This window comes from Actinopolymorpha sp. B17G11, assembly GCF_040196095.1.
Classification (GTDB): Bacteria; Actinomycetota; Actinomycetes; order Propionibacteriales; family Actinopolymorphaceae; genus Thermasporomyces.
In genome coordinates this window covers 1-16,899 of the sequence record NZ_JBEFTW010000055.1, presented here as the reverse complement: position 1 = coordinate 16,899, position 16,899 = coordinate 1, and the positions used below count along the sequence as shown (strand labels likewise).

11 protein-coding genes, 1 tRNA gene and 1 pseudogene are annotated in these 16,899 nt (G+C 69.0%); 6 read left to right on the top strand and 7 right to left on the bottom strand.

Translation table 11 applies throughout. The annotated features are described in order from the left end of the window. Window positions 1-42 precede the first annotated feature (42 nt). From ABN028_RS32850 to ABN028_RS32840, 3 genes are all read right to left on the bottom strand, one after another. Window positions 43-1,971, bottom strand: coding sequence for a phosphoenolpyruvate carboxykinase (GTP) (locus ABN028_RS32850; RefSeq protein ID WP_349699310.1), 1,929 nt, complete (start codon window positions 1,969-1,971; stop codon window positions 43-45). A gap of 220 nt (window positions 1,972-2,191) precedes the next feature. Beyond that, window positions 2,192-3,070: a TIGR03621 family F420-dependent LLM class oxidoreductase gene (locus ABN028_RS32845; RefSeq protein ID WP_349699309.1), complete on the bottom strand. Its 879-nt coding sequence runs from the start codon at window positions 3,068-3,070 to the stop codon at window positions 2,192-2,194. Between the two features lie 502 nt (window positions 3,071-3,572). Further along, complete coding sequence (locus ABN028_RS32840) at window positions 3,573-5,225, bottom strand: FAD-binding oxidoreductase (RefSeq protein ID WP_349699308.1); 1,653 nt, start codon at window positions 5,223-5,225, stop codon at window positions 3,573-3,575. Between the two features lie 16 nt (window positions 5,226-5,241). Between ABN028_RS32840 and ABN028_RS32835 the strand changes: the two genes are divergently transcribed. The 3 genes from ABN028_RS32835 (at window position 5,242) to ABN028_RS32825 (ending at window position 9,559) form a co-directional block, all read left to right on the top strand. Beyond that, window positions 5,242-7,338 (top strand): TRAP transporter permease, encoded by a 2,097-nt coding sequence (locus tag ABN028_RS32835; RefSeq protein ID WP_349699307.1) that lies wholly within the window; start codon window positions 5,242-5,244, stop codon window positions 7,336-7,338. Continuing rightward, complete coding sequence (locus ABN028_RS32830; RefSeq protein WP_349699306.1) at window positions 7,338-8,396, top strand: TAXI family TRAP transporter solute-binding subunit; 1,059 nt, start codon at window positions 7,338-7,340, stop codon at window positions 8,394-8,396. The genes ABN028_RS32835 and ABN028_RS32830 overlap by 1 nt, the downstream gene beginning before the upstream one ends. Window positions 8,397-8,572: 176 nt before the next feature. Further along, a complete protein-coding gene (locus ABN028_RS32825; protein WP_349699305.1) occupies window positions 8,573-9,559 on the top strand; it encodes a DUF5914 domain-containing protein in 987 nt (328 codons plus the stop codon). A 99-nt stretch (window positions 9,560-9,658) separates the two neighbouring features. Here ABN028_RS32825 and ABN028_RS32820 read toward each other — a convergent pair whose 3' ends face one another. Both ABN028_RS32820 and ABN028_RS32815 read right to left on the bottom strand, forming a co-directional pair. Then, entirely contained in the window at window positions 9,659-11,992 is a 2,334-nt protein-coding gene (locus tag ABN028_RS32820) for an FAD-dependent oxidoreductase (protein WP_349699304.1), read from the bottom strand. After that, complete coding sequence (locus tag ABN028_RS32815) at window positions 11,989-12,114, bottom strand: hypothetical protein (protein ID WP_349699303.1); 126 nt, start codon at window positions 12,112-12,114, stop codon at window positions 11,989-11,991. Before ABN028_RS32815 ends, ABN028_RS32820 begins: the two co-directional genes overlap by 4 nt. A gap of 108 nt (window positions 12,115-12,222) precedes the next feature. Between ABN028_RS32815 and ABN028_RS32810 the strand changes: the two genes are divergently transcribed. Together ABN028_RS32810 and ABN028_RS32805 are read left to right on the top strand one after the other, a co-directional pair. Then, the gene (locus tag ABN028_RS32810) at window positions 12,223-12,624 is read left to right on the top strand and encodes a lycopene cyclase domain-containing protein (RefSeq protein ID WP_349699302.1); all 402 of its coding nucleotides are present in this window, start codon (window positions 12,223-12,225) and stop codon (window positions 12,622-12,624) included. Further along, window positions 12,617-12,844: pseudogene (locus tag ABN028_RS32805) on the top strand (lycopene cyclase domain-containing protein); the annotation flags it as partial. The gene ABN028_RS32810 and the pseudogene ABN028_RS32805, both read left to right, overlap by 8 nt. Before the next feature lie 37 nt (window positions 12,845-12,881). On the opposite strand, the gene ABN028_RS32800 reads toward ABN028_RS32805, so the two are convergent. Then, a complete protein-coding gene (locus ABN028_RS32800) occupies window positions 12,882-14,000 on the bottom strand; it encodes a phytoene/squalene synthase family protein (protein ID WP_349699301.1) in 1,119 nt (372 codons plus the stop codon). Further along, window positions 13,997-15,484 (bottom strand): phytoene desaturase family protein, encoded by a 1,488-nt coding sequence (locus ABN028_RS32795; RefSeq protein ID WP_349699300.1) that lies wholly within the window; start codon window positions 15,482-15,484, stop codon window positions 13,997-13,999. Before ABN028_RS32795 ends, ABN028_RS32800 begins: the two co-directional genes overlap by 4 nt. A gap of 319 nt (window positions 15,485-15,803) precedes the next feature. Here ABN028_RS32795 and ABN028_RS32790 point away from each other — a divergent pair. Next, window positions 15,804-15,876 (top strand) — tRNA-Arg (locus ABN028_RS32790). Window positions 15,877-16,899 lie beyond the last annotated feature (1,023 nt).

The following is a 16,899-nucleotide window of genomic DNA, read 5'->3' as shown; positions in this document are numbered from 1 at the left end:
CGTTCGCTCCGCGGGTCGCTCGTTCCTCGCGGACCACTACGCTCACTCGGCGCCGAGCCGCTCCGTCAACCCGTCGAGCTCGGCCCACAGCGTCGCGGGGAGCCGGTCGCCGAACTTCTCGAACCACTCGGTGATCTGCGGCAGCTCCGCCCGCCACTCCTCGCCGTCCACGCGGAGCAGCGCCTCGATCGCGTCGGCGTCGAGGTCGAGCCCGTCGACATCGAGCGCATCTGGCGCCGGCACCCAGCCGACCGGTGTCTCGGCGGCCTCCGCTCGGCCCTCGATACGTTCGATGACCCATTTCAGGACGCGGCTGTTCTCGCCGAAGCCCGGCCACAGGAACGATCCGTCGGCATCGCGGCGGAACCAGTTCACGTAGAAGATCTTCGGCAGCTTGTCCGCATCGTGCTGCTTGCCGACGTCGATCCAGTGCTGGAAGTAGTCGCCGCCGTTGTAACCCATGAACGGCAGCATCGCCATCGGATCGCGGCGTACGACGCCGACCTGACCCTCCGCGGCAGCCGTCGTTTCCGACGACAGCGTGGCGCCCATGAAGACTCCGTGCGTCCAGTCGCGGGACTGCGTGACGAGTGGGATCGTCGTCGCGCGCCGGCCGCCGAAGATGATGGCGGACAGGGGTACGCCGCGCGGATCGTCGTACTCATCCGCGAGGATCGGGCACTGCTTGATCGGCGTGCAGAAACGGCTGTTGGGATGGCTGGACGGCTCCGGCTTCCGCGCGCCCTCCGACCCTTGCTCCCGATTCCGCGTTGACCGCTGGCCCTCGTCACCGTCGGAGCCCTGTGGCGGCCAGGGCCGGCCCTTCCAGTCGGTCAGGTGGGCGGGTGGCTCCTCGGAGTATCCCTCCCACCAGACGTCGCCGTCGCCGGTGAGGGCCACGTTGGTGAAGAGCGAGTTGCCGCGTTCGATCGTCCGCATGGCATGGGGATTGGTCTTCCAGCCCGTACCAGGCGCGACGCCGAAGAAGCCGAACTCGGGATTCTGGGCGTACAACCGGCCGTCGTCACCGAACCGCATCCAGGCGATGTCGTCCCCGAGGGTCTCGACCTTCCAACCCGGGACGGTGGGTTCGAGCATGGCGAGGTTCGTCTTGCCGCAGGCGCTGGGGAACGCGGCGGCGACGTAGTGGACGCGCCCCTCCGGCGAAGTCAGCTTGAGGATGAGCATGTGCTCGGCGAGCCAGCCCTCGTCGCGCGCGATGGCGCTCGCGATCCGTAGCGAGTAGCACTTCTTGCCGAGCAGGGAGTTGCCGCCGTAGCCGGATCCGTACGACCAGATCTCCCGGGTTTCAGGGAAGTGCGAGATGTACTTGCTCTCGTTGCACGGCCACGGAACGTCTTCCTCGCCCGGCTCGAGGGGTGCTCCGACCGAATGCAGGCAGGGGACGAAGCTCTGCTCGGAGTCTTCGTCGAGCCTGTCAAGGACGGCTTGCCCCATGCGGGTCATGATCCGCATCGAGGCGACGACATAGGCGGAGTCGGTGATCTCGATGCCGAACAACGGGTTCTCGGCGTCGAGCGAGCCCATACAGAACGGGATGACGTACATCGTCCGGCCGCGCATGGAGCCGCGGAAGAGGTCGGTCATCGTGCGTTTCATCTCCGCCGGGTCCATCCAGTTGTTGGTCGGACCGGCGTCGGCTTCGTTGTCGGAGCAGATGAAGGTGCGCTTCTCGACTCGGGCCACGTCGCTTGGGTCCGTACGCGCCCAGAACGAGTTCGGCTTCTTGTCGGGATTGAGGCGTACGAGAGTTCCTGCGTCGACCAACTGGTCGGTGAGTAGGGTCCATTCCTCGTCCGAGCCGTCACACCAGTACACCCGGTCGGGTTGGCACACAGTCGCGACCTGTTGGACCCAGGTGCGCAGTCGGGCATGTCGGGTAGGGACCGTCCCGGGGCTTTCGCCGCGTGGGCTGATCACATGGCCGCTCGGTGTGGTGGTTGTGGACATGCAGTAACGCTAGGTGGGCATGGCTCCATCGCGGGGTCCGTGCAGGGCGGTACGACGAAATGGGAAAGCCCTGTCCGACCAATTCTTACGAATTGTCTGAAAGTTCTTGCGGGATTCTGCCGAGCACTGTCGAGATCATGCACAAGGCGGCCTGTCCGGTCCGGACCAGCCCATACCTAAGACCGGCCTGCGCCGAATTGAGTCGTTACTGCATGACACCTCAGCGCCCGGCGAGTTTTCCTACGACCGGTGCCAGCTGGTCCATGAACGTCGCGTTCACCGAGATGTAGGAGATGCCGAGTGCTTCACGGCGCCGGAGCAACGTGTCGACCATGTCGTCTGTCGAACCGCGAAGGAGTGCGATCGAGCCCTTCTCCGCCAGTTCGCGCGGATCGGTGCCGCCCAGCATCGGGCGCATCCAGTCGGGCAGGTCGTTGCCCACCGCGGCGATGTTCATGCTGAGCTCCAGGCGCGGGAACCGGTCGCCGGCGATGTCGCGGAGCTCGCCGACCTTCGCCGCCAGGTCGTACTCCGTTCCCTCCGGGCCGACGCCGACACCGATGATGTCGGCCTCCTCGGCCGCGAGCCGGAGCAGCCGCCGCCCCTGACCAGCCACGAGAATCGGCGGTCGGGGCTGCTGGACCGGTCGGAGCTGGCCGGGACCTGTGCTCGTGCTGGCCGCGGCCGTGCGCAAGGTCTCCTTGACGGTACGGATGGTGTCGGCGAGATGGGTGACCCGCTCGCCAGGCGTACCCCACCGGATTCCCAGACGTTCGGCTTCGGTTTCGGCGCCGGGGCGGCCGGCGCCGAGGCCGAGCTCGAACCGGCCGTTCGTCAGCATGTCGATGGTCATCGTGTTCAGGGCGGTTGCGGTGGGCGCGTGGAGCGGTGTGTTGAGGACGAACGTGCCGAACCGCAGGGTGTCCGTCGCGGCTGCCGCGGCGGCGATCGCGGGGAACGGCGAGAACGTCCGGAGCGTGTCGGGAGTGAGCAACGTGTCGTAGCCCAGGTCCTCGGCCCGGCGCGCCATGGTCGTCCAGTCGTGGGCGGTCGGCGCGAGTGCGGACACGATGCCGAAGCGGAACGGTCGTACGGTCATCAGAAGCTCCTTGCTCACCGGGGATGCGAACTCGACGTCCCCAGAATCGCCGCCAGCTGGCGGTGACGGCGTCCACTGGTGAGCGTGATCTCCACTGCCGCCCGAGACGTAGCTCGAGCGCACTGCGTACGCGCGGGAACGTACATGCCGGCTCGCGGCGCGCAGGTCGCCGGTGCTCTCCCGCGGCCTGCGGGCCGGGTGGCTGTCGGCGGTCCACCACCCGTCCGGTGATCATGATCGTGATCGTGAAGGTTCTGGGGCGCTATTGCCCCGTTGCGCTTCATGATCCCGACTCGCTTCATGATCATGGAGAGGTTGCCGCTGTCGTTTGCCGTTGCCGTGTCGCCGGGCCGCCGTGGTACGGGTCAAGCCGCTGGACCTGTCGAGCTGCCCGGAACTCCTGCGACACGTGGGGGTTCGGGCCCGTGATCATGAAGGCGTTCCGAACCGTGAAGCCTTACGGGGGCATAGACACCCAACGGCTTCATGATCACGATCATGATCACGGGGAGGGTGGGATCAGGACGCCGGGGTTGAGGATTCCGTGCGGGTCGAGCGTCGCCTTGAGACCCGCAAGGACGACGACACCGACGCGCCCGACCTCGGCGGTGAGATAGGGCGCATGCGTACGACCGATCGCGTGGTGGTGACTGATCGTGCCGCCGGATGCCGAGATCGCTTCACTGGCAGCGGTCTTGGCCGTAGCCCACTGGTCGAGTGCGGACTCCGCGTCGGGGAGCTGACGCGCCAGTACGGTGAAGTACAACGACGCGCCGGTGGGATAGACATGCGACACGTGCGCCATCACGATCGGCGGCGTACCAAGGTCGGTGAGGCTCTCCCGCAGTGCATCGGTCACCGCGCGGTAGAGGCGCGGCAATCCCGACCAGCTCGTCGCCGTCTCCACCGTCTCGACCAGGACCCCCGCGTCCATCAGCGCGTCACGCAGGCGTGGACCGTCGAACCTGTGGTGCCGCCACGACTCACCGGCCCGGGCACCGAGCGAGGACGCCTCAGCCTTGCGGAGTACGGGAAGGATCACCCGGCGCCGGTGGTGGACCGAGTCGTGGTCCCCTTCCCAGCCGAGGACGCAGAACGCCGGGCGGCGGACCCCCCGCACCCGGGACACGAACCCCGCCACTCGTCCCGCGGAACCCTGGGACGCCAGGGCGGTCTCGGTTTCGTCCTCGTCGGACAGGCGTACGACATCGGGGACTTCACCGTCCTGCACCATCGTCCGGATCGCTTCGAGGCCACGGTCGAACGCGGGGAACGCCCAGATCTCGTACCGCCGCTCGGTGGGCGCGGGCCGTACCCGCAACGTCAGCTCGGTCAGGACGCCCAGGGTGCCTTCGGACCCGGTGAAGAGCGCGCGAAGGTCCGGCCCGGCCGCGTTCGGCGTGCCCGTGCCGAGCCTGAGGGAACCGACCGGCGTCGCCACCCGCAGCCCCACCACCAGTGCATCGATCCGTCCGTACCCTGTCGACGCCTGCCCGGCGGACCGGGTGGCGACGAATCCGCCGAGCGTGCCGCGCGGGAAGCTCTGGGGGACGTGGCCGAGGGTGAGTCCGTGCTCGCCGAGCAGCTCCTCCGCGCGTGGACCGCTCACTCCGGGCTGGAACGTCGCCGTCAGCGACACGTCGTCGAGCGCGAGCAACTGGTCCATCCGGGACAGGTCGAGCGTGACGACCGCCCGGTGCCCACCGCGGTCGGGTTCGACACCGCCGACGACGCTGGTGCCGCCGCCATAGGGGACGACGGCGACGTCGAGCTCGCCCGCCCTGTCGAGGACCGCGGCAACCTCGTCGTGCCCGCCCGGGCGGATCACCGCGTCGGGAAGCGTGACCTGATGACCAGACCGCCGCCGCAGCAGATCGGAGTACGACTGGCCGCCGGCATGGGCGAGCCGCGCCTCCTCCTCGCCCAGGACGTACGCCGGTCCCACAATTCCTGCGAACGCATCGGCCGCGTCGGCAGGCAATGCCGACTCCGGCACCGCAACGGCCGAGACCGGTACCGGCGGCGTCGGGGTCAGCTCGCCGAGCCGTTCGCGGAGCCACACTAGGTTCCGGCTCGACGGTACGACATCATCGTCTGGTTCGGACCACCGTGCGAACGGGCGCGGCCCGAGTCCCGCACGCGCAAGCTCGTCCATGGGGAGAGCGTGACATATGGCACACGATGATCACCCGGGTAGCGCGAAGGTCGGTGCAACTTCCTCCGAAGGTGATCAGGCTGGGTCCGATGCCGGGCAGATTCTCGCCGAGCACGACGAGGAACGCCCCGGCCGCCAGCTCTCCGGCCCGGTCGCGATCGCCATCACGGCACTGTGTGCGCTGGTCAGTGTCTTCGTCCTCTGGACGGTGTTCCTCCCGCTGGCGAAGGGGACGCAGTACTACCTGACGATCTTCCTCGCGGTCGTACTGCCATTGACGTTCCTGTGCTATCGGTCCGGCTTGCGCCTGAGCGTGGGCCGCCTCAACCGCCGGAGCGAAGTCCCCGCCGCGTCCGTTGACCGCGACAACCCGGCTGCTCTCGACTGGGTGCTCGCCGTCGTCTCCCTGGTGGTGGCGTTGTACCCGCTTCTTGCGTACGACAGTTTTCTCGAACGCCGGCAGATTCCCACCACGCTCGATCTCGTCGCGGGTCTTGTCCTCCTGGTGCTCATCCTGGAGGCGACCCGGCGTACGACCGGGTGGTGGCTGCCCGCGATCTGTCTCGGTTTCTTCGCGTACGCCTACTACGGCGCCTACCTGCCGATCGACTGGTCGCTGGCCCATGTGGGCTTCAACATCGACGAGATCGTGCCGCAGCTGTTCATGGGCACGAGCGGGTTCTACGGCACACCGCTGTCCGTCGCCGCCACGTACATCGTGCTGTTCACGATCTACGGCGCGGTCCTCGACATGTCGGGGGCGGGGAAGTTCTTCATCGACCTGTCGTTCGCGGCGTTCTCCGGTCGGCGCGGAAAAGGGGGGTCGGGTACGGCACCCGGCCGCACGGTCACCCTCGCGGGATTCCTGCTCGGCACGGTCTCCGGATCGGGTACGGCGACCGCGGTCAGTCTCGGCACGGTGTCGTGGCCGATCCTGCGCCGCGCCGGTTACCCGAGAGAACAGGGCGGCGGGATCCTGGCGGCGGCCGGCATCGGCGCGATCCTCTCACCGCCCACGCTGGGCGCGGCGGCGTTCATCATCGCCGAACTGCTGCGGACGAGCTATCTCACCGTGCTCATCTACGCGATCATCCCGACGATCCTCTACTACGTCGGCATCATTCTCGCGATCGAGATCGACGCCCGGAAGCACGGCGCGAAAGCCGTCGAGATCTCCACCGCGTCACCGTGGCGGCTGCTGGGGCGTTTCGGCTACCACTTCCTGTCGCTGTTTCTCATCGTGGCGTTCATGGCGGCGAACATCCCGCCGTTCAAGGCCGTGGTGTACGCGACGATCCTGCAGTTCGGCTGCTCGTTCCTCGACCGTACGCATGCGATGACGCCGCGCCGACTCCTCGAGGCGCTGGCGACCGGCACCCGCAGCGTGCTCCCCGTCACCGCGGTGTGCGCGGCGGCCGGGGTCATCGTCGCCGTCGTCACCCTCACCGGCCTCGGCCTCAACCTCGCGGCGATCATCGTCGACGGCGCGCAGGTCGTCGGCGACCATCCGACGCTGGTCCTGCTGCTCACGGCCCTGTTCGCCGCCGTGGCGGTCGCCGTGATCGGTCTCGCCGTCCCGGTCACCGCGTCGTTCATCATCGCGTCCGTCATCATCACGCCGGCGCTGCTGGAGTTGGGCGTGACCCGGCCCGAGGCGTACATGTTCGTCTTCTACTACGCGGTCCTCTCCGAGGTGAGCCCACCGACGGCACTGGCGGCAGTGGCGTCGGCCGCGATCACCGGCGGGAACCCGGTGCGTACGATGTGGGCGAGCTGGAAGTACGCACTACCGGCGTTCCTTGTGCCGTTCGCGTTCGTCCTCAGCGACAACGGGTCGAACCTGCTGTCACAGGGCCCGTTGCTCGGCGTGGTCTGGGCCACGCTCGTGTCGGTACTGGCCGTCGCGGCCCTCGCGGCGGCGACGGGCGGTTGGATCGTCGGACCGGCGCGTGCGTACGAACGGATTCTTGCGTTCGGCGCCGCGCTCCTGCTTCTGTATCTCGAACCTCTCACCATCGGCGTCGGTGGCGCGCTCCTCGGTGTCGCTGTCGCCGTCCACCTCATCCGCCGGCGGCTGGCGTCGCCGGTGCCTGATCCGCAAGGGGGCATGTGATGACCAAGGGCGCACAACGGCGCTCACCCGGCCGAGACCGACGACCGCACCACCGTCGTACGCTGCTACTTCGGCTGGGAGTCGCCGCGCTCGCGGGCGCGTTGGCGTTCAGCGGCTGTGGCGGCAAGCGCACCGACACCGAGACCGGTGGCGGCGGTGCCGGCGAGAGCGGTTCGACCGGCGGGCGTCTCACCATCGCGACCGGCAACACGACCGGCGTCTACTACCAGCTCGGTGGCGGTCTGGCCCGGCTGATCGACCAGAACCTCGAGGGTTACAAGGCGACCGCGAGCGAGACCGGTGCGTCGGTGCAGAACATCCAGGGCGTCGTGGCCGGTACGTACGACGTCGCGTTCTCCCTCTCCGACACAGCGCAGGACGCGGTCGAGGGCACGGACTCCTTCAGCGAGCCGCAGCCGGTGGAAGCGCTGGCCCGCCTCTACCCCAACTACACCCACGTGCTGGTACGCACCGACGCGGGCATCGACTCGATCGCCGACATGAAGGGCAAGCGGGTCTCGACCGGCTCGCCGAAGTCCGGCACCGAGGTCATCGCCCATCGGCTGCTCGAGGATGCCGGTCTCGACCCGGCGAGCGACATCAAGGCGCAGCGGCTCGGTCTGCCGGAGACGCAGGACGGCATGAAGGACGGGGCGATCGACGCGATGTTCTGGTCCGGCGGACTGCCGACCAGCGGTATCACCGACCTCACGACGTCCTTGGGCGACAAGGTCGAACTCCTCGACCTCTCCTCCTCGCTCACCGGGCTGCAGGAGGAGTACGGATCGATCTACGAGGCGGGGTCCATCCCGGCCGATACCTACGGTCAGGCCGCCGACGTGCCGACCATCGTCGTTCCCAACGTGCTCGTCGTGAAGAAGGGCTTCGACTCCGAGCTGGCCGGCAAGCTGGTGAAGCTGATCTTCGACGAGCGGGCGGCGTTGGAGAAGGTCAACCCGGCCGCGGCCGACATCACGCTGGAGTTGGCGCGCAAGACCGACCCGATTCCGCTGAACGAAGGAGCCTCGAAGGCACTCGACGACCTCGGAGCGAAGTAGGCCTCGGCCATCGGGGTAGGACGGCAAAGAACGGCAGCCGTCTTGCTGGTTGATCAACGGTCCCGCATGCGGACCCGGCGAGCGCTCGCCGGCCGGATTCGGGACCGTTGATCACTTCTGGGTGAGGGCGAATGAGCGTACGCGGCAGAATTCGGCGGGGGATCCCGCTTCGGCGGATGCCTCGTGCCGCCTGGTCGGCGCAGGAACCTACCTGGCGGGAGGCCCGACCCGGGCTCATCGAGGCGGCGCTCAAACGCGCCCAGGCGCGACCGTCCGGCAACTGGTACGTCGTCGCGTCGAGCCGGGAGGTCCGGCGCGACCGGCCGTTCGGGCGTACCGTCGCCGGCGTCGAACTCGTCCTGTGGCGCGGGAGTGACGGCGCTCTGCACGCCGGTCCCGGCGCGTGCCCGCACCTCGGTGCACCGCTCTGTCTGGCCGCGGTCGACGCGGGGCGTCTGGTGTGCCGTTGGCACGGGTTGGCGCTCGGTTCGGGCGGCTTCCCCGGGTGGGACCCGTTTCCGGCGTACGACGACGGCGTGCTGGCGTGGGTGCGGCTCGACGAGGTGGGTGGGGAGGAGCCGCTGGCGGAGCCGGTCCTTCCGCGGCGGCCGGCGCTCGGGCGGAGTATCGCCGCCGTCGCGACGATGACCGGGCGGTGCGAGCCCGAGGACGTGGTGGCGAACCGGCTCGACCCGTGGCATGGCGCGTGGTTCCATCCGTACTCCTTCGCGCACCTGAGGGTGCTCGACACGCCGGTCGATCCGGGTCCGGGTTCGGGTTCGGGTTCGGGCGAGGGTGAGGACCGGCTCGTGGTGGAGGTGACCTTCCGGGTGGCGGGGCGGCTCGGCGTACCGGTGCGGGTGGAGTTCAGCTGCCCTGAACCGCGGACGGTCGTCATGCACATCGTCGACGGCGAAGGTGCGACGAGTGTGGTCGAGACCCACGCCACGCCCCTGGGGTCGGATGCGCTGGCGCGGCCGGTGACGGCGGTGATCGAAGCGACGATCGCCTACTCCGACCGACCCGGGTTCGCGCTCGCCCGCCGCGGCGGGTCGGCGCTCCGTCCGCTGATGCGGGCCGCCGCCAGACGGTTGTGGAAGGACGATCTCGCGTACGCCGAACGCCGCTACGCGCTCCGCACCAGTGGCCGCTTCCCCGGCTGACGGGGTGGGCGCCCGACGCGCTTTGCGTTCCCCGGCCGCGGCCCTGCCCTCGGTGGTCGACGTGGCCGCCGGGGTCGACGTGGTCGCCGCTGTCGACGGCTAGGGCGCGAAGTGGGCGGCCAGGGCCCGGAACGCGCGCCAGCGCCCGGCATTGGGGACGCTCCACACCGGATGGGTCGGCCGACCCCACGACGCCAGCAGCTGGTTGGCCGCGAGGAGGCCGCTCGTCGCCGCGCGTTCCATGAGGGCGACCGGTGCGTCGACGCGGACCAGGTCGCCGGCGAGGACCACGCCCGGATCGGGCGTCGTGACCGGAGGACGCCCGGCGAAGCCGCCTGGCGGAAACAGCGGGCAGTCGGCTCGGAGCTCGGTCCGTTCGTCCACCACGTCGACACCAGCCGTCTCGGGATACAGGCGATGCAGCTGCGCCAGCAGGTCACCCCGCAAGGTGACCGGATCGGTGCCGGCTGGCACGGCGTACGCATGCAGCTCGACGACGGACCCGCCGGTGCGACGGGCCCACGCCCGTGCCTCGTCTTCGTACCGCTCCAGCACGCTGACGTTGTCCAGTGGCCCGAACCCGGCGGTGCCCAGGAATGCCGGCCGCTCGGGCGCGACCGGGCGGGCGAGCCACAGCCGGCTGACGAGGAACGGCGGGGCACTACGTTGGGCGGCGATCCGGTCCCGCCACGCCGCGTCGCCGAGGTCAGGGGACGCGGCCACCACGTCCCGCAACCCGCCGACGTCGCACGCCAGCACCACGCCGTCGGCCTCGGCGTCCTCGCCGCCAGTCGTGCGTACGACGAAATGCCCGTCATCGGGGCGCGCCACCTCATCCACGGCCGCACCGAGGCGCAGGTCGGCGCCAAGAGATGCGAGGTAGTCGGCCAGTGGATTCCAGATCGCCTGCGGAAACGGCCGCGCGGGCACATCGAACGGCAGCCCCTCGCTGGATCCGAGGAAGTAGAGGTGAAACATCGTCGCCAGCTCTGCGGCGGACAGCTGCCGCGGATCGGCGAAGAAGCTGCGGGAGAACACCGAGAACGCCAGGTCGCGGGCAGCCGGGGGAAAGCGGATCCGTTCGAGGAACGTCAGGGCGTCGATGCCGTCCAGGCGTTCGTAGATGTCGGGCACGCTCACATCCAGCAACGGCAGCGCCGCCCGGGCATTGACCCGGCTGAGGTCACGGAGCGAGAACGTCGGGCTGGTCAGCGCGAACGTGAGCGCGCTCCACGGCGGAACCCGCGGGAGTCGGACGAAACTGTCACGGGCGCCGCTGGCATGGACCAGGGGATAGTCGCGCAGCGGCACGAGGGAGCCGAGCCCGGGATCGACCCGGCGCAGGAGTGCGCGCAGGTTGTAGTACTGCCGGAAGAACGCATGGAATCCGCGGCTCATCGTCGCCGTACTTCCGTCGCGGAGCGTCGTCGGCCACCCGGCAAGGCGCCCGCCGAGGTGGGGCTCGCGTTCGTACACGGTGACGGCGATCCCGCGCTCGGCCAGCGCGACGGCGGCCGTGACACCCGCGATGCCGCCGCCGACCACCGCGACCCGCGGGGTCTCGGAGGAGGCCGCGTGATCGCTCGGCGGCGGTGTGACGGGCAGGAGCCCCGCGCGGCGGTCGCGTCCGGGCCGCGTCGTGCCGTACCAGGTGTTTCCGCGGGGAGGATTCGCCCGACAGCGACCACTGGCGGTGGCGGTGGTGGTGGTGGCGGCGGTGGTGGTGGCGACGGCGCAGGTGCGTGGCGCCACCGTCGTACCCGCCGGCCGGTGCGCCACGAACGTGTGCACGATCCCGCGCTGCCACCCCGACATCGGTTGGACGTGTACGCCGGTGAACCCCGCCCGCCGCAGGCGCGCCGACAGCGCACGTACGCCGTCGAAGTCGAGGACGCTCCGATGGAGGTACCGGTAGAGGGTCGCGTCACCGGACAGCAGGCGTCCCGCAGGAATGATGATGCCCGCGCAGACGGCGCGCCAGACCGCTCGACTGACGGCCGAGTCGGCGACGGAGTACTCGTGCACCGCGAGCCGCCCGCCCGGACGCAGGAGCGCGCGAATGTGTCGCAGGGTGGGATCCGGGTCGCGGAGATTGCGGACGAGGTACGCCGCGAACACGCCGTCGAACGGACCGCTCACCCCCGCGGCGTCGAGGTGCTCCGCCCGCGCATGGACGAACTCGACGGTCGGCGGCCAACTCTTGCACCGTGCCTGGTCGAGCATCCGTGCCGAGGTGTCGACAGCGACGATTTCGGCGTCCGGAACCACGTCCAGCAGGGCTGCGGTCGACGCGCCGGTTCCGCAGCCGAGGTCCAGCAGGCGCAGGCCCTTCCCCCTGTCCGCTGGGCTCCCGCTGTCGGCCGGACCGAGGTCGACGCAGAGCCGGCGCGCGGACCGCCGAAGCTGTACGTGATAGCCGGGGTTCAACCTCACCAACCGGTCGTACGCGGCAGCCCCGCGGTCGAACCCGTCCGCGACGTCGAACCCATCCGGTCCTCGGTCGACCTCGTCCTGCTCCCGGTCGCCGCGCCCTGCGTCCCTTTTCCCGTGATCATGATCGTGATCATGAGGGTTTTGTGGCCCTATGGGCCCGTCAGCTTTCATGATCATGGAACATCTCTAGGCTCACCTGGACGAAGGCGACCCGCTCGCGCCCCTCGCGGGTGCTCCGCGGCGGGGCCTCCGTAGGCGTCGACGAAGGGGGAGGCGGACCGATCGACCGCTACCAGTACCTCCTGCTCATGGCCGCCTGCCTCGCCGTCACCCTCCCGCTGGAGTGGGTGCTCGGTGCCCGCGTCTACCGTCGGCCGCGACGGCTCGCGCTCGTTCTCGGTGTCGTGGTCGTGGTGTTCCTCGTCTGGGACGCCGTCGCGATCGCGCGCGGACATTGGCAGTTCAGCCCGCGCTACACCACCGGAGCGCTGATGCCGTTCGGCATCCCGGTCGAGGAGCTGGTGTTCTTCGTCGTCGTACCGCTGTGTGCCCTCCTGACCTACGAAGCCGTCGGCACGCTCCTCCGACACAGCCGACGCAGCGGACGCCCGGGGCGTGGCCCCCATGCCTGAGTACACCGTCGCGGCCGCACTCTCGGTCCCCGCCGTGGTCGCGCTCGAACTCCTGGTCCTACGGACCCACCTGTTCCGCCGGCCGGCGTACTGGCTCACTGTCGTCATCGTTCTCGGCTTTCAGATCCTCGTCGACGGTTGGCTCACCAAGCTGAGCGCGCCCATCGTGGTGTACGCACCGCGCCAGGCAAGCGGGATCCGCTTCCCGTGGGACATCCCGGTGGAGGATTTCGCGTTCGGATTCAGCCTCATGACGCTCACGATTCTGCTGTGGGAGCGTCTCGCCCGCCGGTCTCAGAACGAGGATGTACGCCTGACGCCCCGGCGGTCCGCGTTCTCTCACCCGACGCCGAACCCGACCGGGACGCCGAACCTCCCGTCGACGCCGGCGAACCCGCCGCCACAGACGGAGGACGACGCAGCATCGACCGCACCGCCACCGCCGCCTTCTCCCGACCGGGAACCCGGACCCGCGTGCTGAAGACGTCGTACCCCGCGGCCTCGATCCGGTCCAGGATCCGCGAATACAAGATCCGCGCGGTGTGTACGCAGCGGGCCGAACGCCCTGGCAGCAAAGGGATCCCGGCGTCGGCCGACGCGTAGATCCGGCGGTTCCGCTCGATCTCGAACCGCATCAGCGCCCGCCATCGCGTACTCACCCGCCGTTCGCGCGGATCGACGCCGAACCGCGCGAGGTCCTCCTGTGGCACGTAGATCCGTCCCCGGTCGAGGTCCTCGCCGACGTCGCGCAGGAAGTTCGTGAGCTGAAAGGCGATGCCAAGGTCGCGGGCGGGGCCGAGTGCCTGTGTCGCGTCGTACGGGCGGAGTACCGGCAGCATCATCTCCCCGATGACCGCGGCGGAGCCGTCCATGTACCCCATCAGGTCGTCCCAGGTGTCGTACGCGGTCGTGTCGAGGTCCATCGCCATCGACCTGAGGAATCGTTCGAAACAGGTGGGGTCGATGCGCCGCCGCCGGGCGGTCTCGACGACGGCGGCGAGGACCGGATGATCCGATTCCCCGCGGGCGAGGTCGGCCCGGAACCTTGCGCCCAGCTCCGCCAGCGCCCGGCGCGTCTGCTCTGCGTCCGCGTCGCCGGCATCGTCAACGATGTCATCCGCGACCCGACAGAACGCATAGACGGCGTGGACGTCGCGTCGTTGCTGGGCGCTCAGGAGGCGGGCCGCCATCGCGTACGTCTTGCCGTGGTGGCGGGCGACGCGTCCACACAGACGGTACGACCGCCGCACCAGGTCGACGCGTCTGCCATCCCCGTCGTCGCGGTCCGCCAGTACGTCGTGGTCCGCCAGTCCGTCGCCGTCTGCCAATCCGACGCGGTCCGCCGGCTCGTCGTCGTCCGCTGACCCGGCCGTCACAGCTCCTCCACCCGTTGCGCGGCGAGCCGACCCGAGATGAGCACCATCGGTACGCCGACACCGGGCACCGTGCTGCTTCCCGCGAACACCAGGCCGGGCATCCGCCGGTCGACGTTGGGCGGCCGGAAGGGCCCTGACTGGAAGAACGTGTGCGCGATCGAGAACGGCGTACCCATCGCCATGCCCTGCTGCGCCCAGTCCGTCGGATCCATCGTCTCCTCGACCACGACGTCGCTCGGATAGCCCCACCCGTCGACCAGCCGGGCGAGCCGGTCGCGGGCCTCCTGGCGTTCCGACGTCCAGTCCACGCGGCCGGTGAGATTCGGCACGGGTTCGAGAACGTAGAGCACCGACGAGTCCGGTGGCGCCAGACCGGGCTCGGTACGGCTCGGCACGGTGACCAGCACCGACGGGTCGGGCATCCGGCGTCCTCGCTTCAGCAGGGTCCGGAACGACTGCTGCCACTGCGTACCGAAATGGATGTTGTGATGGGCCGCCTCGCCCGGAGGCAGACCGCGCACGCCCGCGTGCCATACGAACGCCGAGGGCGAGTAGCGTGCCCGCCGTAGCGCCGGGGGTGTGCTGAGGTCGGGGAGCAGTGAGCGGTACGCGACGGGCATGTCGGCGTTCACCACGACGGCGTCGGCGGGGAGTTCGGTGCCGTCCGCGAGGCGTACACCCCGGACGCGGCCCGCGCTGTTGCGGAGCACCTGCTGCACCCGTGTGTCGTATCTGAACATCGCTCCGGCCTTCTCGGCCGCCTTCGCCAGTGCGACCGGCACGGCGCCGATGCCGCCCTCAGGAAAGTAGACCCCGCGGACCGTGTCCATGTACGTGATGATCGCGAAGACGGCGAGTGCCTCCTGCGGAGCGAGTCCGGCGTACATCGACTGGAAGCTGAACAACCGGACCAGGCGATCGTCGCGGAAGTAGCTGCTGACCGCCTGCTCCAGCTTGCGAAGCGCCCCGAGCCGGAACAGTCGCAGCGCCGGTCCTAGCGGGCGGGCCAGGTCGCCCACCTCGTCGTAGTTGCGGTCGATGAACGCCGGCATCTCCAGCCGGTACAGCGACTCCAGCCAGCGACAGAAGCGCGCGAAACCCGCCGCCTCGGCCGCGCCGCACTGCTCCCGGATCTCGGCCGTCATCGCCTCCTGCCCATGGCGTACGCGGATGGTGGACCCGTCGGCGAACGTCGCGCGGTACGAAGGGTCGAGCGGACGCAGTGTCAGCAGGTCCGACATCCGTGCCCCCGCCGCCTCGAACGTTGCTTCGAGCAGGTCGGGCATGGTGAGCACCGTCGGCCCGGTGTCGAACGTGAAGCCGTCCCTGGTGAGCCGCGCGGCGCGCCCGCCCGGACCGCTCGCCTGCTCCACCACCGTCACCCGATGGCCGGCACCGCTGAGGTGGCAGGCGGCGGAGAGCCCGCCGAGTCCAGCGCCGACGATCACGACTCGGCGAAAGCCTCGGGTCAGCAGTGCGGTCACCGTGGCTCCTCTCCCGGGGACGCTCGCGTGCGTACGGTGCGGTGCGCTCCCGGCGGCAGTATGAGAATCCTGTCGCAAATGACACGTCGGTGCGTACTGTTTCGATCACTCTGTGGCACCGAACGCCTCTGATCTTCGTACATGCCCGCAAGATCGTGATCTGCACCCCCTCGTCCAGCTCGAGGCCGCGCCCGACGTTGGAGCACTGCTTGGGGTGGTCTGAGGGCGGTGTCCGCGTCTGCGCGGAGCTGGGTCAGGTGATCCGGACTAGCCTGATTCGGAACGCCGGTCGCCGACCTGTAGACTCGGCAACCGCCCAGCGCTCGTAGCTCAACGGATAGAGCATCTGACTACGGATCAGAAGGTTGGGGGTTCGAATCCCTCCGAGCGCGCCCTATCTCCGCAGGTCAGGGGGGTCGCCTTCCTAGGATGTGGGATGGGACCCTGCCGGGACCGTCTCACAACTCGTTCTGGACTTGTTTTGCTGGGTCAAGCGAGCTTGTGGATCTTGGCGAGGGTTTCGGTGCCTCGCTTCAGGTCCTCATCGCTCGCGCGGACGTACTGGGAGCGACACTTACGCCGGACCCGAGCTTTTTACCGGTCCAACGGGTTCCTTGCCATTCGCGAGATCCAGCTGCCTGGACGGGATAGCGCCGCCCTACTTTGGCCCGCCCGCTCGTCTGATCCAGCGGGACGGAACGCGCGAACGACCGCCCCAGGGTCTACTCCAACCGAACAGAAGGAGTACATCCAAGTGTCCGCCAAAGCTACAAACGATCTCAACGGCGGCCTGCGCACCTGGATCGCCGCCCAGGATCCCGGCCGTACAGCCGTCGAACTCCGCGTCGACCATGGCCACTGAATCCGGAGCGAACTGTTCATCTCGACATGCGTACGTACGGAAGGACGCCGCGGTGAAGTAACCGTCTGGCCCGACGCGACCTCGTCAACGAGGTCCTTAAATACAACACGGCATCGACAACCGAGCTGGCCGTCCTGGACTATGCGACCGCTCTGGCCACCGACGAATACAACTGACGTCTAGTCCGGCAAGGTCGGGTGAATTCGCGCCGGCTTTGTGCCTTCGTTGCTCTACGGCCAGCCGCTGAGCGGCCTCGGAGCTGCATCGCCAGCGGTTTCTCCGCCCGCGACATCACCGTCGAGAGGTCGTCCTACACCGACGAAATCGGATTAGTTGCTGCCGGTCTCTAGGCATCGCCCTACTGCCGCAGAGGCTTCCCATCTCCTTGTGTCGGGAGTGACTTTCTTCCCAGTCGCTTCGCCCAAGCTAGTGCCGCGTCAAGCAACGTTGGGTAGGTAATCGGGGCGTCGGATCTTGGAGTTGATGGCGAAGTGGCGTTTGGGGTGGCAGCGCTGGTTGCGCCAGCGGATATAGCCAGCGATCGCGGTCTGTT